The organism is Streptomyces sp. NPDC050528 (assembly GCF_044457795.1).
GTDB lineage: Bacteria > Actinomycetota > Actinomycetes > Streptomycetales > Streptomycetaceae > Streptomyces.
The window spans coordinates 287,324-310,150 of sequence record NZ_JBITHH010000008.1; the positions used below are offsets into that span (position 1 = coordinate 287,324).

A 22,827-nucleotide genomic window follows, 5' to 3' on the forward strand; every position below is an offset into this window, starting at 1 on the left:
CATGAGCGCGGTCACCGCTCCGGCGCGGGCCGCACGGTGAGCATCTGGAGCGCGTGTCCCACCGGGCCGTCGACGTCGTGCAGCACGGTGCTCGTCAGGCCTTGTCCGGTGGGCCCGAAGGTGACCGTCGTGTCCAACCCGGTCCAGTCGCCCACGGGTTGGCGGTGCAGGTGGACGGTGAGGTCGACGTTCGGGTAGATCCAGGCGGTCGGCGGCTGGCGTACGGCGATGCCGTTCGCGGTGTCGACGAGCGCGAGGTAGGACGCGAGCGGGCTGCTGGGCTCACCGGCGACGAGGGCGTGCCGGGTGGAGACCCAGGCGGTCGTCCGGCCCGGTTGCGGTGGCGCTAGCGGCCGTACGTCCACGGAGGCGATGTATCCGCCGGGCCACAGCGCGCTCATCTTCCAGGGGGCCAACTCCTCGGGAGGGGTGAGCCGTTGGTCCGGGCCGCCCGCGACGGCAGCGGTGTCGATCGCGGCGAGGAACCAGGCCCGGGCCCGCACCACCGGCCGGTCGGCGACCAGCACCACGGCCTCGACCAGCTCGATCGTGCGGCCAGGACGGACGACCTCCACCCGGATCTCGCACTCGTCGAGGGCGAGCCGCCCCAGGATGTCGTAACTGATCCGCGCCATCACCAGTCCGTCGCCGCCCGGCCGCGCCGCCAACTGGCGCTCGATGGCGTGGACGACGAGCCCGCCGAGCGGGCTGAAGTGCAGCTCGTCCGGGTCCCAGGCGCCGCCCGCGTGAGCGGTGGGCTTGTAGCGGTGCTCGTCGATGCGCTCGTAGTAGCTGTCGGGGACCGGGGTTCCGGGGTTCAACGGACTTCTCTCCCAAGGCTGTTCTCACCGTGCGTGCCGTGCTCTGTTCCGGTGACCACTCTGCCACCTGCGGAAAGGTCCGTACCGGACGCGTCAAGTGATGGAGAGAGGAGGAGGACTGGGGCGCGGACTGAGGTCGGGTCCTGAACGGAAGTCGTGCCATCGGCGCCCGCATCGACGAACTCCCGCTGATTCGGCTTCAGTTGTTGACGGCGGGCAGGGGCGGGACTACAACCCGGGGAGAGCGCTCCCAACCCCACTGAGGAGACCCTCCATGCAGACGTCCACCGGCATCTCCGCCAGACCTCCGACCGGAGCCGTGCGCTCCCGTACGGCTCTCGGTCTGGTCGTCGTCCTGATCGTCGCCTTCTTCGCCGCCCTGAGCCCCTCGCCCGCCCGGGCCGCCGACCAACTCCTGTCCCAAGGGCGGCCCGCCACCGCCTCCTCGACCGAGAGCGGGTCCTTCCCCGCGAGCGCGGCCGTCGACGGCAACACCGGCACCCGCTGGTCCTCCGCCTTCGCCGACCCGCAGTGGCTTCAGGTGGACCTGGGAACGGTCCAACAGATCACCCGCGTCACGCTCAACTGGGAGGCCGCGTACGCCACCGGCTACCAGATCCAGACCTCCACCGACGCGACCACCTGGACCACGGTCTACTCCACCACGACCGCCACCGGCGGCACCCAGAACCTCACCGTCACCGGCAGCGGCCGCTACGTCCGGCTGTACGGCACCGCCCGGGCCACCCAATGGGGCTACTCCCTCTGGGAGTTCCAGGTCTACGGCCCCGGCAGCACCACCCCGCCCGACGACTTCTGGGGCAGCACCAGCGACATTCCGGCGGCCAACAACGCCGTGGAGGTGAAGATCCTCAACCGCACCAACGGCAAGTACCCGGACAGCCAGGTGTATTGGAGCTTCAACGGGCAGACGCACTCCATCGCCGAGCAGCCCTACCTGGACATGCCCGCCAACTCCGCGGGCCGCATGTACTTCTACCTGGGCTCGCCCACCAGCTCCTACTACGACTTCATCGAGTTCACGGTCGGCTCCAACGTCTTCAACGGCAACACCACCCGCGTCGACGCCTTCGGCCTCAAACTCGCCATGCGCCTGCACAGCAAGGACGGTTACGACACCGAGGTCGGCGAGAACCGGGCGACCTTCGCCGAGGACCGCGCGACCACCTTCCAGCGGTTCACCGACGCGGTGCCGAGCCAGTTCAAGGTGCTGGCCCAGACCCAGGCGCCGTACCGGATCATCGCGCCCGGCAGCGACCCGAGCTTCCGCGCGGGCGGTGCCAACGCCAACTACTTCACGTCGTACGCCCAGTCGGTGGGCGTGAACGCGGCGACCTCCGACATCTTCGGCTGCGCGGGTTCGCTGGCCGCCGACCCCACCATGTGCGCCGCCCTCAACCGCCATGTGGCGACCCTGCCGGCGTCGCAGCAGTCCGACCCGGCGCAGTTCTACAAGGCGGCGCCCGCCAACTACTACGCCAAGTTCTGGCACGACAACGCCATCAACCAGCTTGCCTACGGCTTCCCTTACGACGATGTCGCGGGCCAGTCCTCGTTCATCTCGCACGCCAACCCGCAGTGGCTGCTGGTCGCCGTCGGCTGGTAGGCACGGACGCACGGCGAAACGGGGCCGCCCTCGTCAGGAAGGGCGGCCCCGCTTCAGCTTCTACTGGCGGGAGTTACTGGACGTTGATCGTGAAGGTGGACGTGGTGTTGCGGATGTCCTGCGCGTTGCCGCTCATCCGCAGGTTGACGAAGGTCGCCGAACCCACGGCCGGTCCCTGACCGGGTTCCGGCAACTCGTTGGCCCAGATGCCCCACCCGGACTTGGCGTCGAACGCGTCTCCGCTCTTCTTGGAGTTGGTGATGGAGATGTCGGTGAAGATCGTGTCCTTCACCGGGAACTGCGGTTGCCCGCCTACGTAGTTGGTCTGGAACATCACTCCGCCGTACGTGGAGTTGTCGATGTCCACGTCGTTGACCCGGATGCCCTGGAAGACCTTCGAGGCCGAGAACGCCCAGATGGCCGGGAAGACCTGGGAGCCCCAGAAGTGGCCGCCCGTTCTGTCCAGGGAGACGTTCTCGATCGTCGTCGGATCGGTCCCGAAGCCGTTCATCGGGTAGCCGAAGTCCAGGGAGGAGATCGTGATGCCGGAGTAGACCAGGGTGTCGGCGACCCGGATGTTGCGGAAGGTGTTGTTGTAGCCGCCGTAGACGGCGATACCGGCCGCACGCCAGGTGAGGGTCGACGTCAGGTTCTCGTAGAGGTTGTTCTTCTCGTCGGCGCCGCCCGCGTCGATCGCCGAGAAGAGCGCGAAGCTGTCGTCGCCGGTGGCGCGGGCGTCGTTGTTGACGACGTGGTTGTCCGTGGAGCCGTTCGTCATGTTGATGCCGTCGGCGAACGTGTCCCGGATGCGGGAGTTCTCGATGGTGATGTTGTCGGTGTTGGCGCCCCAGTACATGCACACCATGTGCTCGACCCAGATGTTGTCGATGGTGATGTTGGAGACGTTGGAGAAGTCGAATACCTTGCCGGGGCCGTCGATTCGGGAGGTGTAGTTCCCGAAGTAGGCGAAGCCGGTGAACGACGAACCGTTGGCAGTGGCCTCGGCCCGGATGCCGATGTCGGTGTTCTCCTGCGAGGCGGGGGCGTGGAAGCGGGTGAACCACGGCCCGGCTCCGACGACCTTGACCGCCTTGCCGTAGACCTGCAGTTTGCTGGAGGTCTCGTAGTCGCCGGCGGGCAGATAGACGCCGACGAGCTTGCCCGTGGTGTCCATGCGGACCGCGTCGAGCGCGTTCTGCACGTCCTGCTGGGAGAAGCCGGCCGGGACCGCGTAGGCGGCCGGGTCCGGGTTCGGAGTCGCCGTCGCCTGCTCGGTGTTGACGAAGTCGATGGCGTAGGTGGAGGTGTTGGCCGCGTCCTTCTGGAGGCGGATCTTGGAACCTGCCGGAACTGTCCTGCCCAGCAGGAGATTTGCCTCGTCGTAGATGTGGCGCTGGGTACCGGCACTCGGCGAGTTGCCGGGCGCGGTCTCGGCGCCGTACAGCCAGGCGTACTTGGAGGTGAGGTCGATGGCCTTGAGGAACTGGCCGTCGACGTAGACGTCGAGCGTGGTGGTGGTGCCGTCGGGGATGGAGAAGCGGGTGACGAGGGTGTTGGTCGCCGCGCGGGTGGTCCATTCGACGTACTGGCCGGTCGAGTTGAGGGTCACCGCCTTGCGGCCGCTCGCCTCTCCGGCGATGTCGCCGACGGTCCGGTTCGGTCCGACGACCTGGGCGCCGCCGCCCACTGTGCCGTCCTCGGCCTCGTACATGTCGTACGGCATGTCGGCACCGCGGCCGACGAACAGGGGTTGTGTGGTGGTGTTGTTGGTCCGCTTGACCGGGAGTTCGTTCGTGTCGTCGGCGATGACCGTCTTGACCGTGAACTTGCCGTTGACCGCCGTCCACGAGCCGAGGCTCACCGGTGCGGTCGTCTGGCCGGCCGCGATGGTGCCGTTGTAGGAGCCGGTGAGGGTCTTGACGGTGTTGCCGTTGCCGTCCAGGACGGTGAGCGTGACGCCGTGGGCGCCGGAGGCCGAGTCGACCGTCCCCTGGTTCTTGATCGCCACGGTGAACGTGACGTTGTCGCCAGCCGAGGCGCTGGACGGGGTCCAGGCGACCGGTGCGGCGACCAGGTCGGAGCTGGAGACCGGCTTGACGACGAGGGCGTCGGGAGCGGTGTAGACGTTGTTGCCCTCGTTCTGCTCGATGACCTTGTTGGACGGGTCCACCTCGGCGCCGACCGGGTAACTCCCCGCGTCCCGCGTGCCGATGCTCGCCGTGACCGTCGTCGACGCGCCGGCCGCGAGCACCGGGACGTCTGCCGTGGCGGCCTTGGTGCCGCCGAGCGTGAAGTTCAGGTCGGTGGCCTTGGACGCCTTGCTGCCGCTGTTGGTGACCGTCGCCGTCAGGCTGATGGCGTCCGACTCGACCGGGGCCGCGGGCGTGTGGGTGATGCCGGTGACCTTGAGGTCCGGGTTGGCGGCCGGGGTGCCGATCACCTGGAACTCGGCAACCTGCCCGCCCGGGGCACCGGTGTTGGAGGCGAACTTGAGCTGGATGTCGGCGGCGGCGCCCGAGACCGGGATGGTCACCGTGTTGCCGCTCGCCGGGTTGAAGACGTAGTCCTTCGCCGCGACGAGACTCGTGAACGCGGTCGCGTCCTGGTCGCGGCCCAGCACCTGGATGTTCTGCGTGCGCGTCGACCACGCGGGGTCGGGGTTCAGCTTGACGACCACCTGACTGAGGTCGGCGTTGGCACCCAGCTTGGTGGTGAGGGTGGCCGGGTAGGCGCCGCCCCCGCTCTCCCAATAGGTGCTCACCTGACCGTCGTTGGCGTTCGCGGCGACATACGTGAAGGTGTACGACGAGGCCTCGATGGGCTTGCCCTGCGCGAGGTCGGAACCGCCGCCGGAACCCGCCCGCGTGACGCTGTTGCTCGCCACCGACACGTTCCCGGCGGCGTCCTTGGCCTTCACGTAATAGGTGACCGTGGCCGTCGCCGACGGGGTGTCGGTGTACGAAGTCACGTCACCGGCAAGGGACTTGACGAGCTGGTCGTTGGCGTACACGTCGTACCCGGTGACCTGGACGTTGTCACTCGACGCCTGCCAGGTGAGCTTCACGTCGCTGCCCGACTGCGTGTAGGCGAGGTTGCCCGGCGCGGTGGGGGCCTGGGTGTCGCCGGTCGAACCCTTGCGGGTGACGCTGTTGCTGTTGGCGGAGACGTTGCCCGCCGCGTCCTTGGCCCGCACGAAGTACGTGATGTCACTGCCGGCCGGCTGCGTGTCCGTGTACGTCAGCACGTTGCCGGCGACGCTCGACCTCAACTGCCCGTTGGCGTAGATGTCGTAGCCGGTCACGCCCGTGTCGTCGGTGGCCGCGGCCCAGTTCAACTCGATCTGCCCGGTGGCCGGTTCGGTGTAGCTCAGGTTCGTCGGCGCGGTGGGCGCCTGGGTGTCACCGGTCGCCGGACCGTAGACCTCCAGCTCGGACACCTGACCGGCGGGCCAGCCGGTGTTCGCCGTGATCAGCACCCGCACGTACCGCGTGGTGGTCGCGTCGAAGGCGATCGTCGTCGACTGGGCGGTGGAACTGTCGAAGGTGTACGCCTTCGAGGCCGTCAGGTCGGTGAAGTTCTGGTTGTCGGTCGAGCCCTGGATCTTGAGTGTCTGGCTGCGGCTCGGCCAGCTGCTCGGCAGCCGCAGCGTCACCTGGTTGACCTTGACCGACGAGCCGAGATCGACCTGGAGCCACTGCGGGAAGGCGTTGTTCGTGCTCTCCCAGTACGTGTTCTGGTTGCCGTCACCGGCGTTGGCCGCGCCGTAGACATCGGCGTGCCCGCTCTCGCTGAAGGGCTTGCCCAGGGCGAGGTTGGCGGTCTGGGCGGTGGCCGTGAGTACCTGCATCTCGGCCAACTGGGCTGTTCCGGCGACCGAGTTGGCGCTGAAGTCGGCCCGCACGTACCGGGCGAGGGCCGAAGGCACCGAGATCTTCACGGTGTTGTCGTCGCCGGGGCTGAAGACGTACTGCGCCGAGGACTTGAGCGTCGTGAAGCTCTTGCCGTCGTCGCTGCCCTGGAGCGCCAGCGTCTGCTTGCGGGTCTGCCAGCCCTCGGGCAACCGCAGCACGACTTGTCGGACGCGCTTGCTGCTTCCGAGGTCGGTCTGTACCCACTGCGCCGACTTCTTCCCGGCCTGCCAGTAGGTGTCGGTGTCGCCGTCGGTGATGTTGGTGGCCTTGTGCGCGCCACGGGTGCTGCCCGCGGTGCTCTTCGCGCCCGCGGCGACGTTGGGACCGCCGGCCGCGTGCGCGCCCACGGCGGGCAGGCCCAGCACCATCACGGCGGAGGCGAGCGCGGCGATCGCCGCACAGCGTCTGGGGGATCTCTGCTTGTGTCGAGACAGTCGAGACATACGGGGTCACTTCCTGCGGAGGCTCGCGCGCCGGTGGGGCGGCGAGGGCGGCTCGTTCCTGGCGGAGTGGTGCAGGAGCAGAAAGGTGCGGGGTGATGAGTGCGAGGCGATGAGTAAGGAGTGTGAGCCAGAATTTTGCGTTGTTTCATCGAAATATTGCAGAGCAGAGTGGATGGGTCTACAGCAGGAACAGCGCAATTTTCACCAGAAGCACTCACCACTCGGGAACGACGGCGACGCGAGGGCCCCTTCCGCGCCGGTGAAGCAGTCAAGTGGTGGGTGTCGGGGCAGGCTTGACGGTCCCGTGTGGTCCGATCCGCGACTCGACGGCGGTCGCGGGCTTGCGTTCCGAGAACGCAAGTGAACGCAAGCTGTGCAAATTCTTGCGCTATCTTGATCTGGACCCGGTCCACGGCATCGTGAGCCTCGAACTCACCGGCGTGTTCGAGGACCGGACGGTCGAGGCGCAACGGCTGAACCGGGACACGGGACCGGCCGACGCGCGGCGCGGAACACGGTGGAACGCCCTCCTCTCTTCCTGGCGGATTCCCCCTCGACGCGTAACGTGATGCCCCATGAAGATCCTCATCAGCGCCGACATGGAGGGTGCGACCGGCGTCACCTGGCCGGCCGACGTGTTGCCGGGGACACCGCAGTGGGAGCGGTGCCGTTCGATGTTCACCTCGGACGTGAACGCGGCCGTCCTCGGTTTCTACGACGGCGGCGCCGACGAGGTGCTCGTCAACGAGGCCCACTGGACGATGCGCAACCTGCTGCTCGAACAGCTCGACGAGCGCACCGAGATGCTCACCGGACGCCACAAGTCCCTCTCCATGGTGGAGGGCGTGCAGCACGGCGACGTCGACGGCATCGCGTTCGTCGGCTACCACGCGGGCGCCGGCATGGAGGGCGTCCTCGCCCACACCTACCTCGCGAACTCGATCACCGGCGTGTGGCTGAACGACGTGCGTGCGAGCGAGGGGCTGCTGAACGCGCATGTCGTCGCCGAGTACGGGGTACCGGTCGTCCTGGTCACCGGTGACGACGTGGCCTGCGAGGACGCCCTCGGGTACGCGCCCGAGGCGCTGAAGGTGGCGGTCAAGGACCATGTGTCGCGGTACGCGGCCGTGTGCCGGACCCCGGCCAGGACGGCCGCCGACATCCGCGAGGCGGCGAAGGAGGCGGCGAAACTGGCGGTCCGTCAGGAACCGGTGCGGGGCGGCCCGTTCACCGTCGCCCTCGAATTCGACGCCGAACACCTCGCGATGGCCGCCACCGTGGTCCCGGGTGTCGAGCGGGTCGGCGAGCGCAAGGTGGCGTACACCCACGAGACCATGTACGAGGGGATCCGGACCTTCAAGGCGGTCACCACGATCGTCTCGGCCGCTGTGGAGGAGCAGTATGGCTGACATCGACGAGCGGGCCCTGGACGAGGTCGTGACGTTCACCTCGGACCTCATCCGCATCGACACGACCAACCGGGGCGGCGGCGACTGCCGGGAGAGACCCGCGGCCGAGTACGCCGCCGAGCGACTGGCCGGTGCGGGGCTCGAACCGACCCTGCTGGAACGGTCCGAGGGCCGCACCAACGTCGTCGCCCGCATCGAGGGCACCGACCCCGCCGCGGACGCCCTGCTCGTGCACGGTCACCTGGACGTCGTACCGGCACAGGCCGAGGACTGGACCGTGCACCCCTTCTCCGGGGAGATCCGCGACGGGGTCGTCTGGGGACGCGGCGCGGTCGACATGAAGAACATGGACGCGATGATCCTCGCCGTCGTCCGCGCCTGGGCCCGGCTCGGAGTACGACCCCGACGCGACCTCGTGATCGCGTTCACCGCCGACGAGGAGGCGAGCGCCGAGGACGGCTCCGGCTTCCTCGCCGACCGGCACGCCGGGCTCTTCGAGGGCTGCACCGAAGGCATCAGCGAATCAGGGGCGTTCACCTTCCACGACGGCGGCGGCCGGGAGATCTACCCCATCGCCGCCGGCGAACGCGGCACCGGCTGGCTGAAGTTGACCGCACGCGGCCGGGCCGGCCACGGCTCCAAGGTCAACCACGAGAACGCCGTCACGCGCCTCTCCGCCGCGATCACCCGTATCGGCGAGCACGCATGGCCGCTACGACTCACCCCGACCGTCCGCGCGGCCCTCACCGAACTCGCCGCTCTGTACGGCATCGACCCCGACTTCGACGACGTCGACGGACTCCTCACCAAGCTCGGCCCGGCGGCGAAACTCGTCGAGGCCACCGTCCGCAACAGCGCCAACCCGACCATGCTGAACGCCGGTTACAAGGTCAACGTGATCCCGGGCGAGGCCGTGGCCTACGTCGACGGACGCTATCTCCCGGGCGGCGAGGACGAGTTCCGCACCACCCTGGACCGGCTCACCGGACCGGACGTCGACTGGGAGTTCCACCACCGCGAGGTCGCCCTCCAGGCACCGACCGATTCCCTGACATACGCTCAGATGCGGGCTGCAGTAGAGGAGTTCGCGCCCGAAGGCCATGTGGTCCCGTACTGCATGTCCGGCGGTACGGACGCCAAACAGTTCTCGCGCCTCGGTATCACCGGGTACGGCTTCGCACCGCTGAAGCTCCCGGAGGGCCTCGACTACCAGGCGTTGTTCCACGGAGTCGACGAACGCGTCCCCGTCGAGGCACTGCATTTCGGCGTCCGTGTCCTGGACCGCTTTCTGAGGAACGCCTAGCAAGTGGGGGAGAACGTGCACACTTTGGCGTACGGCTCGTGGCCCTCGCCCATCGACGCGGCACTCGCCGCCGCGCACGACGGACACCCCGAGTACGTCGGTTTCGTCGGCGACGAGGCCTGGTGGACCGAACCCCGGCCCACCGAGGGCGGCCGCCGCACCCTGGTCCGCCGCCGCGCGGACGGCTCAGAGGAATCGATCCTGCCGGCCCCGTGGAACGTTCGCAGCCGCGTCATGGAGTACGGCGGACAGCCCTGGGCCGGAACGGTCCAGGACGGCGAACCCCTCGTGGTCTTCGCGAACTTCACCGACCAGCGCCTCTACCGCTACGACCCCGGAAGCGACCCGAGCCCGCTCACTCCCGTGTCACCGGTGGGCGGCGGACTCCGTTGGGCGGAACCGCAGTTGCGCCCCGACCTGGGTGAAGTGTGGTGCGTGCTGGAGGAGTTCACCGGCGAGGCCCCCGGCGATGTGCGACGCGTGCTGGCCGCCGTACCGCTGGACGGCACCGCGGCCGAGGACCGGGACGCCGTACGCGAACTCACCGACGACCGGCACCGGTTCGTGTCCGGGCCCCGCGTCTCGCCCGACGGGCGGCAGGCGGCCTGGCTCGCCTGGGATCACCCTCGAATGCCGTGGGACGGCACGGAGTTGGTGCTCGCCGAGGTCGCGGTCGACGGGACGTTCGGGGCGCCCCGGATCGTCGCCGGCGGCCCCGAGGAGTCGATCGCCCAGGTCGACTGGGGCTTCGACGGCTCGCTGCTCTACGCCAGCGACCGCACCGGCTGGTGGAACCTGTACCGCGACCACCAGCCACTGTGTGCCCGCGAGGAGGAGTTCGGCGGGCCGCTGTGGAAGCTCGGCCAGCGCTGGTTCGCACCCCTGGAGAGCGGGCCGATCGCCGTCGTGCACGGCCGGGGCGCCACCGCGCTCGGCGTCCTGGACCCCGAGACCGGCGAGGTCGTCGACGCGGCCGGACCCTGGACCGAGTTCGCGTCCACCCTCGCGGTGCACGGCGAGCGGATCGTCGGCGTCGGGGCCAGCCCGCGCAGCGCCTACGAGGTCGTCGAGCTGGACACCCGGACCGGCCGGGCGCGGGTGATCGGCGCCGCCCACGACGACCCCGTGGACCCCGCCCACTACCCCGAACCGCAGATCCGCACCTTCACCGGCCCCGCCGGACGTGACATCCACGCCCACATCTACCCACCCCACAACCCGAGTTGGGCCGCACCCGGCAACGAACTGCCGCCGTACGTCATCTGGGCGCACGGCGGACCCACCAGCCGGGCGGCCCTCGTCCTCGACCTGGAGATCGCCTACTTCACCTCACGCGGCATCGGCGTCGCCGAGGTCAACTACGGCGGCTCGACCGGACACGGCCGCGAGTACCGCAACCGGCTGCGCGAACAGTGGGGCGTCGTCGACGTCGATGACTGCGCGGCCGTAGCGCTGGCCCTCGCCGCCGAGGGCACCGCCGACCGCGCCCGGCTCGCGATCCGGGGCGGCAGCGCGGGCGGCTGGACCAGCGCCGCGTCCCTCGTGACGACCGACGTCTACGCCTGCGGCACCATCATCTATCCGGTGCTCGACCTGGCCAACTGGGCCTCGGGGGAGACCCACGACTTCGAGTCCCGGTACCTGGAGACCCTGGTCGGACCCCTCGCCGAGGTGCCCGCCCGCTACGTCGAGCGCTCACCCGTCGAGCACGCCGACCAGGTCACCGCACCCTTCCTGCTGATGCAGGGCCTGGCCGACGTGATCTGCCCGCCCGTCCAGTGCGAACGCTTCCTGGAGCAGATGCGCGGACGCCAAGTCCCGCACGCCTACCTCGCGTTCGAGGGCGAGGGCCACGGCTTCCGCCGCGCCGACACCATGATCCGCGCCCTGGAGGCCGAACTCTCCCTCTACGCCCAGGTCTTCGGCATCGACCCGCCCGGCATCCCCACCCTGGAGCTCACCAAGTGACCGCGCTCGTCCGCCCGTTCCGACTCGCCCCCGGCGCCCGCGTGGCCGTCGTCGCACCCAGCGGCCCGGTGTCCGAGGAACGGCTGGAGGCGGGCCTCGACATCCTGCGCGGCTGGGACGTCGACCCGGTCGTGGCACCCCATGTGCTGGACCGGCACGGCGAGTTGGGCTATCTGGCGGGCACGGACGCCGACCGCGCGGCCGATCTGCAGAACGCCTGGTGCGACCCGTCCGTGGCCGCCGTCCTGTGCGCACGGGGCGGCTACGGCGTGCAGCGCATCGTCGACCTGCTCGACTGGGAGGCGATGCGGGCCGCCGGACCGAAGGTCTTCGTCGGCTTCAGCGACCCCACCGTCCTGCACCAGGCGTTCGCCGCACGGCTCGGCCTGGTCACCCTGTACGGGCCCGCCGCGGCCGGCGTCGACTTCATCAAGAACGCCCGCGCACAAGAGCACATGAGGGCGACCCTCTTCGACCCCGAGTCCGTGCGGACCATCCGGGCCGTGCCGGCCGGCGGCGCGATGGTCCCGGGGCGGGCCCGGGGCGTCACCCTCGGCGGCTGTCTCAGCCTGCTCGCCTCCGACCTCGGCACCCCGCACGCGCCCGCCGGTGCGCGCGGCGGGCTGCTGATGATCGAGGACGTCGGCGAACTGGCCTACCGCATCGACCGGATGCTCACCCAACTCCTGCGCAGCGGCTGGCTGGACGGCGTCGCCGGGATCGCGCTCGGCTCGTGGGCGCGCTGCGGACCGTACGAGCACCTGCGCCCGGTGCTCGTCGACCGGCTCGCCGGACTCGGCGTACCCGTCGTCGAGGAGTTCGGGTTCGGGCACTGCGACGGGGCGCTGACGATACCGCTCGGCGTGAGCGCCGAACTGGACGCGGACGAGGGCACGTTGACGCTGGACGAGCCCGCGCTGCGCTAGCGGCCGCAGTGTCGGACCGCTTGTTGAATTCCTGTCAAGAAACACCCTTCACGGTGATTGACCTGCTCTGACACGTGTCACACCATGGGCGTGGACAGGTACTTACCGGTCGGTAAGTCGCTGCTCCCTCAGTCGGGTTGTCCTCAGTGTGGAGGTCCCTGTGTCCCGTCGTGCGCTCGGAATCCGCGCCGCGCTGGCTCTCACTCTCACCGCCCCGCTCACCCTCTCCGCCCCGCTCGCCCTCGGCACCCCCGCCACCGCCGCCGACCAATACACCGTCACCGCACTGAAGTTCACCGTCCCCGCGGGCGGCCGTGACTGCACGGTCGACGCCGATCTGTACCGGCCCGCAGGCGTCGACCGCGCCCACCCGGCACCCGCCGTCCTGGCCACCAACGGGTTCGGCGGCAGCAAGTCGGACGGTTCGACGGACGCCGTCGGCAAGGCCTTCGCGCAGCGCGGCTATGTCGGACTCGTCTACTCCGGGCTCGGCTTCGGCAAGTCCGGGTGTCTCGTCTCGCTCGACGACCCGGGCATCGACGGCCAAGCCGCGTCCGGGCTGATCGACTTCCTGGCCGGGATACGGGCCGCCGACGACGGCACCAGGGCCGACTTCGTGACGCTCGACGCGAAGGGCGACCCGCGCGTCGGGATGATCGGCGGCTCGTACGGCGGAGCGATCCAGTTGGCGACAGCGGCCGTGGACCACCGGGTCGACGTGCTCGTCCCCCTGATCACCTGGAACGACCTGGCGTACTCGCTCGACCCCAACAACGCGGTGGGGCAAGGGAGTTACACCGGTCCCGGTGCCTTCAAATGGCAGTGGACCAACGGCTTCTACCTCATCGGCGAGACCCAGCCCCTGACCGTCCCGGGCCTCGACCCGACCCGGATCAACTCCCTCGGCTGCGTGCACTTCGTCACCCGGGCCTGCGCCATAATCCGCACCCTGAACGCCGGGAGCTATCCCGCCAAGGCGACGGCGGACCTGCTCGCGTACGCGCGCGGCGTCTCGCCGGTGTCGTATCTGAACCGGGTCGAGGCGCCGACGCTCCTCGTCCAGGGCCAGGCCGACACCCTGTTCAACCTCAACGAGGCGACGGCGACGTACAAGACGCTGAAGGCGCAGGGGACGACCACGAAGATGGTCTGGCAGTCCTGGGGGCACAGCGGCGGGATGACCGACCCGGCCGCCGGTGAACTCGACCTGAGCCAGGGCGACTTGGAGTCGAGTTACGTCGGGAGGCGGATCCTCGCCTGGTTCGACCGCTACCTGCTCCAGCGGAAGAACACGGACACGGGACCGGCCTTCGCCTACTACCGCGACTGGATCACGGACCCCGCCCACACCTACGCCACCACGAACCAACTCCCCGCCCTCGACGAGAAGTTGTACCTCTCCGGCGACGGCAAGCTGGTCGACAACCGGTCGAAGGTGGTGCGCGGCAGTCGCAGCTACACCAACTGGCTTGTCCCCACGAGCCATTCGGAGAGTTCGCTGAGCGGGACGATCGGCCTGCCGGACCCGGCGCCGTACGACACGGCCGGCACCTACCTGGGCTGGACCAGCGAACCCCTCACGCGCACGACGGACATCGTGGGCGCTCCGAAGGCCACGCTCAAGGTCGTCTCGCCGAAGGCGCGGCGCGTCCAGAACTCCGGCGACGCCGCCGACAACCTGGTCCTCTTCGCCAAGCTCTACGACGTCGCCCCCGACGGCACGAAGACCCTGGTCCACAGGTTGGTCGCTCCTGTCCGCGTGCCGGACGTCACGAAGAGCTTCACGGTGACCCTGCCGGGGATCGTGCACCGGTACGCGAAGGGGCACCGGCTGCGGTTCGTGATCGCGGCGAGCGACGACGCGTACACCGGGAACCGAGGGATCAAGCCGGTCACGGTGGTCAGCTCGCCGCAGGACACCGGGGTGCTGGAGCTGCCGGTCGTCGCGGACTGAGTCTCACCGTGCGTGATGGCCGATTCGGGCTCACCCTGGAGTCATGAGCCCGAAGACCACCGAGAGCGGCGGTAGGACCGGCCAGCGGGAACGCGTGCTGACGCCCGCCCGGATCACGGTTCTGCTGCTCGCCGTGCTGGCCCTGATCTTCATCTTCGAGAACACCCGCGCCACCAAGATCCGTCTGCTGATCCCCGAGGTCACCATGCCTCTGTGGATGGCGCTGCTGGGCACGGCGGTCATCGGTGCCCTGTGCGGGTGGTATTTCATGCGACGGCGCCGCTGACCCCGAACTAAGGTGACGGGATGCCGCACACCGCATCCCGTTATCTCGCCGAGGGCCCCCGCGTGGGCATACGTCACTTCACGTACGAGGACGGTGCCGAGTTCACCGCGCGTGCCCGGGAGAGCAAGGACCTGCACCAGCCGTGGCTGTTCCCGCCGGCCAGCGGGGACGCCTACACCGCCTACGCGCGGCGGCTGATCCAGGATCCGGCCAAGGCCGGGTTCCTTGTGTGCGAGGTGGACGGCGGGGACATCGCCGGGTTCATCAACATCAACAACATCGTCGAGGGCGGCTTCCAGTGCGGAGCGCTCGGCTACGGCGTCTTCGCGCACGCGGCCGGGCGCGGGCTGATGCGCGAGGGGATGAACCTCGTGGTGGGGCACGCCTTCGGGCCGATGCGCTTGCACCGCCTCGAAATCAACGTGCAGCCCACCAACCTCCCCTCGATCGCCCTCGCCCGCAGCTGCGGTTTCCGGCTCGAAGGCTTCTCGCCGGACATGATCTACATCGACGGCGCGTGGCGGGACCACGAGCGCTGGGCGATCACCGCCGAGATGCGGACTTCCGGTTGACCTTCATCGTGTCGAGGTCCGTGACCGTCGACTTCAGGTCACGGAAGCCGTAGCCGAGGCCCTTCAGCGCGGTCTCGGCGCGGTCCTCCGCGAGCGCGGCCGCCATCTCGTCGCCGTCGGCCGCGTCCGAGACCACCACATAACGCCACGAGAAGTGCTTGAGCGGCGCCGGTTCGTAACTGAGCGAGCCCTCCTCGCTGAACCGCATGCTCAGCATCCCGTGCTGTGCCGCCTCGCCCAGCAGCCGCTCCCGCGCCTCGTCCGTCAGCGCGTCCCAGGTGCCCCGGACGATCACCCGGTACGTGTGCTGCTCGCCCATCAGCCGTTCCACTCCTCGGTCCCTGTCGTCGAACGGCCCGACTGTACGACGGCGGGCGGCGACCGCACGCGGAATTTTCCGCCCGCCCCCGTAGGCCCCCGTCTTTGCGGAATCCTGACTGGCAATGCCCCTGGCCACCGCACCCGTTGCCGGGTTCCATGGTGATCGTGACGACGATCCGACGTGAGGTACTGACGCTCCCCGCAGCGGAGTTGGGTCCCGACAACCCGCTGCCCCCACTGCGTCCGCTCGACGAGGAACACCGCATAGACGACCGCGACCGCGAGGACCTGCCCCGCGACATGGCCCGCCAGGTCGGCTACGAACCCCTCCGCAGCCTGCTGCCGACCCGCGTCCGGGACGGCTACGACAGAGACCGCACGCCCCGCCGCATCGACGCCCTCGTGATCGAGAACGACCGGCTCCGCGCCACCGTGCTCCCCGCCCTCGGCGGCCGCATCGCCTCCCTCGTCCACAAGCCCACCGACCGTGAACTCCTGTACCGCAACCCGGTGTTGCAGCCCGCGAACTTCGCCCTCAACGGCGCCTGGTTCTCCGGCGGCATCGAGTGGAACATCGGCGCGACCGGCCACACCACCCTCTCCTGCGCACCCCTGCACGCGGCCCGCGTCCCCGCCCCCGACGGCGGCGAGATGCTCCGCCTGTGGGAGTGGGAACGCCTCCGCGACCTCCCCTTCCAGGTCGACCTCTGGCTCCCGGACGGCTCCGACTTCCTCTACGTCGGCGTCCGCGTCCGCAACCCGCACGAGCGGCCCGCGCCCACCTACTGGTGGTCCAACATCGCGGTACCGGAGGAACGCCGGGTCCTCGCACCGGCGTCGGAGGCCTGGCACTTCGGGTACGAGCGGCGGCTGCGCCGGGTGCCCGTGCCGTCGTACGACGGAGTGGACCGGTCCTACCCCCTCAACAGCCCTTACGCGGCCGACTACTTCTACGAGGTGCCGGACGACCGGCGCCGCTGGATCGCCGCGCTCGACGCGGACGGACACGGGCTGGTGCAGACGTCCACCGACGTACTGCGCGGGCGCAAGCTGTTCGTGTGGGGCACGGGCAGCGGCGGCCGGCGCTGGCAGGAGTGGCTCACCGAGCCGGGGACCGGTGGCTACTGCGAGATCCAAGCGGGCCTGGCGCGAACGCAGTTGGAGCACGTGCGGCTGGACCCGGAGAGCGAGGTGTCCTGGCTGGAGGCGTACGGACCGCTCGACGCGCGGGCCGACGGGGAGTGGTCCACCGTCGTGGACGGTGCCGAGGCGCGGCTCGAAACCGCCCTGCCCCGCGCCGACTTGGACGCCGCCTACACCGCGTGGAAGCCGTACGCCGACGCCGAACCCGGCGAGACACTCGCGACCGGCTCCGGCTGGGGCGCGCTCGAAGTCCTGCGCGCCGACTGGAAGTTGCCCGGCACGCCCTTCGAGGAGTCCACGCTCGGCGAGGCCCAGGAGCCCTGGGTGGAACTGCTGCGGAGCGGTGTCCTGCCCGAGCCGCGCCGGGTCCGGCCGCCGGGGGAGACACTGGTCGCCTCGCACTGGCGGGACATGCTGGAGACGGCGCCCGCGACCCCGCTCACCGAGTACCACCTCGGCGTCGCGCAGTGGCATGCCGGTGATCGGGCGCAGGCGGTGCGCAGTTGGGAGCGCGCCCTCGAACTCGCCCCGTCCCTCTGGCCGTTGCTGCGCTGTCTCGCCGTGGCGGATCAGGAGGCGGGCAATCACGAGCGGGCCGCGGACCGGTACAACGAGGCATTCGCCGATCTGTGCCATGAGCGGCGGGACGCGGGGGAGCGGTGGACCGCCGCGACGGCCGCGCTCGGGCGGGAGGCCGTCGAGGCGCTGCTGCGGGTGCGACGGACGGCCGATGCCCGTGCCGTCTGGGAGATGCTGCATCCCGCGACCCGGGAACGCGGCCGATTCCTGTTGCTCCAGGCCGAGTTGCTGCTCGCGGAAGGGCGGCGCGACGACGCGTGGGCCGTCTTCGCCGAGGGCTTCGAGGTCGCCGACCTGCGCGAGGGCGCCGAGTCGATCGGCCGACTGTGGTCCCGGCTGACCGATGAACCACTGCCGACGCGCTACGACTTCAGGATGCGGCCGGACACGCCCTGAGCCGACGGAGCGTGGACCGGCGGCCCTCGATCAGACCCGTCGGTCCACGTACTCGTAGACCATGCCGTCCGGATGCATCGCGATGAGGTTGCGGCCCGCCGGTGAGGCGATGGGGCCCGCGACGATGTGGGCGCCCAGTTCGGTCAGGACCGCCTGGGTCTCGTCGACGTCCTTGACGGCGATGGTGGCCGCGACCTTGCGCAACACCTCCAGCTCCGTCGGAGGCCCGCTCATCAGCAGGAAACAGCCGACCGCGGCCACCGACACCCCACCGCGCTCGAAGCGGAGCGCGGTGCCACCCGCGAGCCGTTCGTAGAAGGGGACGGCGGTCTCCAGGTCGTCGACGCAGATACGCAGCGTGGCTCCCAGAATCTCCATACGGACGAGCCTAGTTGGGGCGGGCGGCCCGTGGTGATCCTTTCGGGCGATCCCGGTGAGCGTTCGGCACGTGTTTGGGCGGCCTGCTCAGGGGGACGCGGAATGCCTCGCAGGATCACCCCCACGAAGGAGTCCCATGGACACCGGTGAACTCGTCGAACTCGGACAGCAACTGCGCGTGGACAGTGTGCGGGCCGCCGACGCGGCGGGCTCCGGACACCCCACCTCCTCCATGTCGGCCGCCGACCTGATGGCCGTCCTCCTCGCCCACCACCTCCGCTACGATTTCGACCGCCCCGCCCACCCCGGGAACGACCGCTTCGTCCTCTCCAAGGGGCACGCCTCACCCCTGCTCTACGCCGCCTACAAGGCCGTAGGAGCCGTCGACGACGCCGAACTGCTCACCTTCCGCATGCTGGACAGCCGTCTCGAAGGGCATCCCACTCCGCAGCGGCTCCCGTGGGTCGAGACCGCCACCGGCTCGCTCGGCCAGGGACTGCCCGTCGGCGTCGGGATCGCGCTGTCCGGCAAGCGCCTGGAGCGCACCGGGTACCGCGTGTGGGTGCTGTGCGGGGACAGCGAACTCGCCGAGGGCTCGGTGTGGGAGGCCGCCGAGCACGCGGCGTACGAACACCTCGACAACCTCACCCTGATCGTCGACGTCAACCGGCTCGGACAGCGCGGCCCGACCCGGCACGGGCACGATCTCGACGCGTACGCCCGCCGGTTCCGGGCCTTCGGCTGGCACACCGTGGAGGTCGACGGGCATGACGTGGACGCCGTCGACCGCGCCTACAGCGAGGCCGAGTCCACCAGCGGCCGGCCGGCCGTGATCCTCGCCCGCACGCTCAAGGGCAAGGGCGTCGCCTCGGTCCAGGACCGCGAGGGCCTGCACGGCAAGCCGCTGCCGGACGCGGCGGCGGCAGTCGAGGAACTCGGCGGCCTGCGCGACCTCCGCGTTCAGGTGCGGGAACCCCTGGACGCCCGCGCGCTGCACTCCGTACGCGCCGACCACCTGGAACTCCCGCGCTACGACCGGGGCGACGACGTCCCCACCCGCGACGCCTTCGGCCAGGCCCTCGCCGCGCTCGGCTCCGCCCGCGCGGACGTCGTGGCGCTCGACGGCGAGGTCGGCGACTCCACGCGCACCGAGTTCTTCGCCAAGGAGCACCCCGACCGGTACTTCGAGTGCTACATCGCCGAGCAGCAACTGGTCGGCGCGGCCGTCGGGTTGGCGGCGCGCGGCTGGGTGCCGTACGCCTCCACGTTCGCGGCGTTCTTCACGCGCGCGTACGACTTCATCCGGATGGCCGCCGTCAGCGGCGCGGGGATCAACCTGGTCGGCTCGCACGCGGGTGTGTCCATCGGGCAGGACGGGCCCTCGCAGATGGGGCTGGAAGACCTGGCGATGATGCGCGCGGTGCACGGTTCGACGGTGCTGTATCCGTGCGACGCCAACCAGACCGCCCGGCTCGTCGCCACCATGGCCGGCTTGGAGGGGGTGCGCTATCTGCGGACCTCACGGGGCGCGGGCCCGGTCGTGTACGGCTCCGAGGAGGAGTTCCCGGTCGGCGGCAGCAAGGTGTTGCGGTTCTCCAGCCGGGACCGGCTGACCGTCGTGGCCGCCGGGGTGACCGTGCCCGAGGCGCTGGCCGCCGCCGACGCGCTCGACCGCGAGGGCATCCAGGTGCGGGTGATCGACCTGTACTCGGTCAAGCCCGTCGACGTCGAGACCCTGCGCCAGGCCGCCGAGGACACCGGCTGTCTGCTCACCGTCGAGGACCACCACCCCGAGGGCGGCCTCGGCGACGCGGTCCTGGACGCCTTCCTCGACGGCCGGCCGGTACCGCGCCTGGTCCGGCTCGCCGTCCGCACCATGCCCGGCTCCGCGAGCCCGGCGGAGCAGCTGCACGCGGCCGGGATCGACGCGGAGTCCATCGCGGCGGCCGGGCGGCTGCTGGTGGAGACGGCGATCGTGCGCTGAACGCCAAGAGCCCGTGTCACCCCGAGCGATCGGGGTGACACGGGCTCTTGGCGTCTGTGTGGTTGTGGGGAAGTGCCGCTACCAGCGGTACCAGCGGCCCCTGCCGCCGCCGGCCGAGGTGCCGCGCACCAGGAAGCCCAGCAGCCATACGGCGAGGACGATGAGCGCCACCCACCAGAGGATCTTCACGGCGAATCCGGCACCGAACAGGACCAGCGCCAGCAGTAGGACGATCAGGATCGGAACCATAGTGTGTTACCTCCTGACGCCCGAGTGCCCCCGATCCCGCGGATCAGACGTCCTTGCGCGCCAGGATCTCCCCGTGCAGCACGGCGAACCAGCCGTCCTCCTGCCGCCCCCACTCCCGCCACGCCTCCGCCACGGCGTTCAGCTCCTCGGTGGTCGCGTGGCCACCCTCGGTGGCGACCCCGGCGTAGGAGGAGGCGACGGTACGGTCCGCCCACAGGCCGCTCCACCAGGCCCGCTCGTCCGGAGTGTGGAACGTCCAGGTGCTGGATGTGGCCGTGATGTCCGTCAGCCCCGCCCGCAGTGCCCACGACTTGAGACGGCGTCCGGCATCCGGTTCGCCGCCGTTGGCGCGGGCCACCCGGCGGTACAGGTCCAGCCAGTCGTCCAGGCCCGGTACCAGGGGGTACCAGGTCATCACCGCGTAGTCCGCGTCGCGGGCCGCGATAAAGCCGCCGGGCTTGGTGACCCGCTTCATCTCCTTCAGCGCCTGCACCGGATCGCCCACGTGCTGGAGCACCTGATGGGCGTGGACCACGCAGAACGTGTCGTCCGGGTAGTCCAGCGCGTGGACGTCGGCGACCGCGAAGTCGACGTTGTCCAGGCCGCGTTGGGCCGCGGTCGCCCGCGCCTGGTCCAGGATGCCCGGCGCGTGGTCGACGCCGGTGACACGGCCGTCCGGGACCAGCGCCGCCAGGTCCGCGGTGATGGTGCCGGGGCCGCAGCCGATGTCCAGGATCCTCATCTGCGGCTTGAGCGAACCGAGCAGGTAGGCCGCCGAGTTGGTGGCGGTCCGCTGCGTGTGCGAACGCAGCACGGACTCGTGGTGCCCGTGCGTGTAGACGGCGGTCTCCTGCGGTTTCGGCATGGCTCTACCTACCCCTTCGCGGCGGCTTCTTCGTCGTGGGCACGAAGGTACGCGCGCATGCCGAATGATGAGATATGCGTTTTACGATGTGGACTGACGGGTGATCAGGGACTCCGTCAGCGGGCGGTACACGGTCAGTGCCTCGGGCTGCTCCTCCAGCGTCAAGTCGCCCTCCACGTCCGTGACTTCGCCGTCGAAGGCGAGCAGCGTGCCCGGGGCCAGGCCGCTCAGGCGCAGACGGTGCACCTGGGCCGCCGCGTGGGCGGGGGAGCGGGTGAACGGGCCCGCGAGCGCCGCCGAGAGCAGGCGCAGGGCGGGCCTGCGGCCGCCGTGCACGATCCGGATGTCGAGACGCCCGTCCGCCAGGTCGACGCGGCGGCCGGAGGCGATTCCCTTGCGGTGATAGGTGCCGTTGCCGGCGAACAGCATCCACAACGGGCGGGTACGGCCGTTCAGTTCGGCCTCCAGCGGATGCCGGTCCGCGCGCAGCACCCACAGCGCCGCGAGCACCCCCGCGGGCCAGCCGCCGATCCGGGGCGCCCAGCGCTCCCGCTCGCGCACCAGCTCCGGATAGACGCCCAGGCTCAGGGTGTTGAGGAAGATGCCCCGGGTGGCGCCGGACCTGAACCGGCCCACGTCCACGCGTACGGCGTCGCCCTGCCTGATCGCCTTGCCCAGATCGCGCGGGCCCTCCACGCCGAGGTCGTAGGCGAAGTGGTTCAGGGTGCCGCCCGGGAGGACGGCGAGGGGCAGGCCGTGGCGCAGGGCGACCTCGGCCGCCGCGTTGACCGTGCCGTCGCCGCCGCACACCCCGAGGACCCGGGCGCGGGTCGCCGCCTTCTCCAACTCGGCGTGGATCTCCGCCGGTTGGCAGGCGACGACCTCCGCGCCGGGCAGGAAGTCCGTCAACGCGTCCGCCCGGTCCGAGGTGCCCGACGCCGAGTTGACCACCATGACCAGACCCTCGCCGTCCTCCAGCGCCGGGACCTCGGCGCGGACGCGGGCCGGCGGCACGAACTGCCCGCGGGTCGGCACCATGCCGCGCACCGCGAACGCCGCGCACGCGCCCAGCGCGGCACCCGCCACCACGTCGCTCGGGAAGTGGACGCCGGTGTAGACGCGGGACATGGCGACCGAGAACGCGATCGGAGCCACGACCGCGCCCCAGGCCGGGGACTCCAGGGCGACACCGGTCGCGAAGGCCGCGGCCGACGCCGCGTGACCGGACGGGAACGAGGTGGTGATCGGCTGCCGCTTCAGCTGCCGGCCCAGCGGAACGGGGTCCAGTACGGGCCGGGTGCGGCGCACGCTCCGCTTGCCGATGGTGTTGATCGCGAGGGAGGCCAGGGACAGGGAGGCGATGCCCCGGGCGGCGGCCCGGCGGGCGCGCGGCGTACGGCTGGCGGCCACCGCGGCGGCCGTCGCGAACCACAGCACGCCGTGATTGGCGCTCCGGCTCAGCCGAGGCAGCACGGGCTCGCCGGCCGGCCAGTTCCGTTCCGCGGCCACTTCGAAGAGGCGGCTGTCCAGGGAGAGCAGCCATTCTCGCAGGGCGTGGCGGCCGGGGAGGGGGACCGTGAGGTCGACGTCAGGGCTCATGCGTGCCGGGTACCCTGAAATGGCCGTTTGCTGCCCGGCGGACCGATTCCACCTCGGCGGACGGCTTCGTCACCACCGTCGGCGGACCGTTCC

At 70.3% G+C, this 22,827-nt stretch carries 17 protein-coding genes; 10 read left to right on the top strand and 7 right to left on the bottom strand.

What is annotated here, in order from left to right; all coding sequences use genetic code 11:
- Positions 1-11: 11 nt before the first annotated feature.
- The gene (locus tag ACIBK4_RS27960) at positions 12-821 is read right to left on the bottom strand and encodes a thioesterase family protein (RefSeq protein ID WP_398998742.1); all 810 of its coding nucleotides are present in this window, start codon (positions 819-821) and stop codon (positions 12-14) included.
- 274 nt (positions 822-1,095) lie between these two features.
- Here ACIBK4_RS27960 and ACIBK4_RS27965 point away from each other — a divergent pair, with 274 nt between their 5' ends.
- A complete protein-coding gene (locus ACIBK4_RS27965) occupies positions 1,096-2,448 on the top strand; it encodes a beta-1,3-glucanase family protein (protein ID WP_398998744.1) in 1,353 nt (450 codons plus the stop codon).
- 73 nt (positions 2,449-2,521) lie between these two features.
- Here the strand turns inward: ACIBK4_RS27965 and ACIBK4_RS27970 are convergent, their stop codons facing one another.
- Positions 2,522-6,802: a discoidin domain-containing protein gene (locus ACIBK4_RS27970; RefSeq protein WP_398998747.1), complete on the bottom strand. Its 4,281-nt coding sequence runs from the start codon at positions 6,800-6,802 to the stop codon at positions 2,522-2,524.
- 575 nt (positions 6,803-7,377) lie between these two features.
- Between ACIBK4_RS27970 and ACIBK4_RS27975 the strand changes: the two genes are divergently transcribed.
- From ACIBK4_RS27975 to ACIBK4_RS28005, 7 genes are all read left to right on the top strand, one after another.
- On the top strand, positions 7,378-8,211 hold the full coding sequence (locus tag ACIBK4_RS27975) for a M55 family metallopeptidase (RefSeq protein WP_398998749.1): 834 nt from the start codon (positions 7,378-7,380) through the stop codon (positions 8,209-8,211).
- The gene (locus ACIBK4_RS27980) at positions 8,204-9,514 is read left to right on the top strand and encodes a M20/M25/M40 family metallo-hydrolase (RefSeq protein ID WP_398998751.1); all 1,311 of its coding nucleotides are present in this window, start codon (positions 8,204-8,206) and stop codon (positions 9,512-9,514) included. The genes ACIBK4_RS27975 and ACIBK4_RS27980 overlap by 8 nt, the downstream gene beginning before the upstream one ends.
- 15 nt (positions 9,515-9,529) lie before the next feature.
- On the top strand, positions 9,530-11,482 hold the full coding sequence (locus ACIBK4_RS27985) for a prolyl oligopeptidase family serine peptidase (protein WP_398999217.1): 1,953 nt from the start codon (positions 9,530-9,532) through the stop codon (positions 11,480-11,482).
- Positions 11,479-12,408, top strand: a complete 930-nt coding sequence (locus tag ACIBK4_RS27990; RefSeq protein ID WP_398998753.1) for an LD-carboxypeptidase — start codon at positions 11,479-11,481, stop codon at positions 12,406-12,408. The genes ACIBK4_RS27985 and ACIBK4_RS27990 overlap by 4 nt, the downstream gene beginning before the upstream one ends.
- A 160-nt stretch (positions 12,409-12,568) precedes the next feature.
- Complete coding sequence (locus ACIBK4_RS27995; protein WP_398998755.1) at positions 12,569-14,362, top strand: CocE/NonD family hydrolase; 1,794 nt, start codon at positions 12,569-12,571, stop codon at positions 14,360-14,362.
- Positions 14,363-14,405: 43 nt separating this feature from the next.
- Positions 14,406-14,648, top strand: a complete 243-nt coding sequence (locus ACIBK4_RS28000) for a LapA family protein (protein WP_266774077.1) — start codon at positions 14,406-14,408, stop codon at positions 14,646-14,648.
- A 20-nt stretch (positions 14,649-14,668) separates the two neighbouring features.
- A complete protein-coding gene (locus tag ACIBK4_RS28005) occupies positions 14,669-15,220 on the top strand; it encodes a GNAT family N-acetyltransferase (protein ID WP_398998758.1) in 552 nt (183 codons plus the stop codon).
- Here the strand turns inward: ACIBK4_RS28005 and ACIBK4_RS28010 are convergent.
- Entirely contained in the window at positions 15,192-15,539 is a 348-nt protein-coding gene (locus ACIBK4_RS28010; RefSeq protein ID WP_398998760.1) for a DUF6204 family protein, read from the bottom strand. The genes ACIBK4_RS28005 and ACIBK4_RS28010 overlap by 29 nt on opposite strands.
- Positions 15,540-15,697: 158 nt before the next feature.
- Here ACIBK4_RS28010 and ACIBK4_RS28015 point away from each other — a divergent pair, with 158 nt between their 5' ends.
- Positions 15,698-17,659: a DUF5107 domain-containing protein gene (locus ACIBK4_RS28015; RefSeq protein WP_398998762.1), complete on the top strand. Its 1,962-nt coding sequence runs from the start codon at positions 15,698-15,700 to the stop codon at positions 17,657-17,659.
- 30 nt (positions 17,660-17,689) lie between these two features.
- Here the strand turns inward: ACIBK4_RS28015 and ACIBK4_RS28020 are convergent, their stop codons facing one another.
- Positions 17,690-18,037, bottom strand: coding sequence for a VOC family protein (locus ACIBK4_RS28020; protein WP_398998764.1), 348 nt, complete (start codon positions 18,035-18,037; stop codon positions 17,690-17,692).
- 136 nt (positions 18,038-18,173) lie between these two features.
- Here ACIBK4_RS28020 and ACIBK4_RS28025 point away from each other — a divergent pair, with 136 nt between their 5' ends.
- Positions 18,174-20,021, top strand: coding sequence for a transketolase (locus ACIBK4_RS28025; RefSeq protein ID WP_398998766.1), 1,848 nt, complete (start codon positions 18,174-18,176; stop codon positions 20,019-20,021).
- 78 nt (positions 20,022-20,099) lie between these two features.
- Here ACIBK4_RS28025 and ACIBK4_RS28030 read toward each other — a convergent pair whose 3' ends face one another.
- The 3 genes from ACIBK4_RS28030 to ACIBK4_RS28040 all read right to left on the bottom strand — a co-directional run bounded on the left by ACIBK4_RS28030 (position 20,100) and on the right by ACIBK4_RS28040 (position 22,734).
- Entirely contained in the window at positions 20,100-20,270 is a 171-nt protein-coding gene (locus ACIBK4_RS28030) for a hypothetical protein (protein ID WP_033279348.1), read from the bottom strand.
- Positions 20,271-20,313: 43 nt separating this feature from the next.
- On the bottom strand, positions 20,314-21,135 hold the full coding sequence (locus tag ACIBK4_RS28035; RefSeq protein ID WP_398998768.1) for a class I SAM-dependent methyltransferase: 822 nt from the start codon (positions 21,133-21,135) through the stop codon (positions 20,314-20,316).
- A gap of 81 nt (positions 21,136-21,216) precedes the next feature.
- Positions 21,217-22,734 (bottom strand): bifunctional phosphatase PAP2/diacylglycerol kinase family protein, encoded by a 1,518-nt coding sequence (locus ACIBK4_RS28040; protein ID WP_398998770.1) that lies wholly within the window; start codon positions 22,732-22,734, stop codon positions 21,217-21,219.
- Between the last annotated feature and the right edge of the window lie 93 nt (positions 22,735-22,827).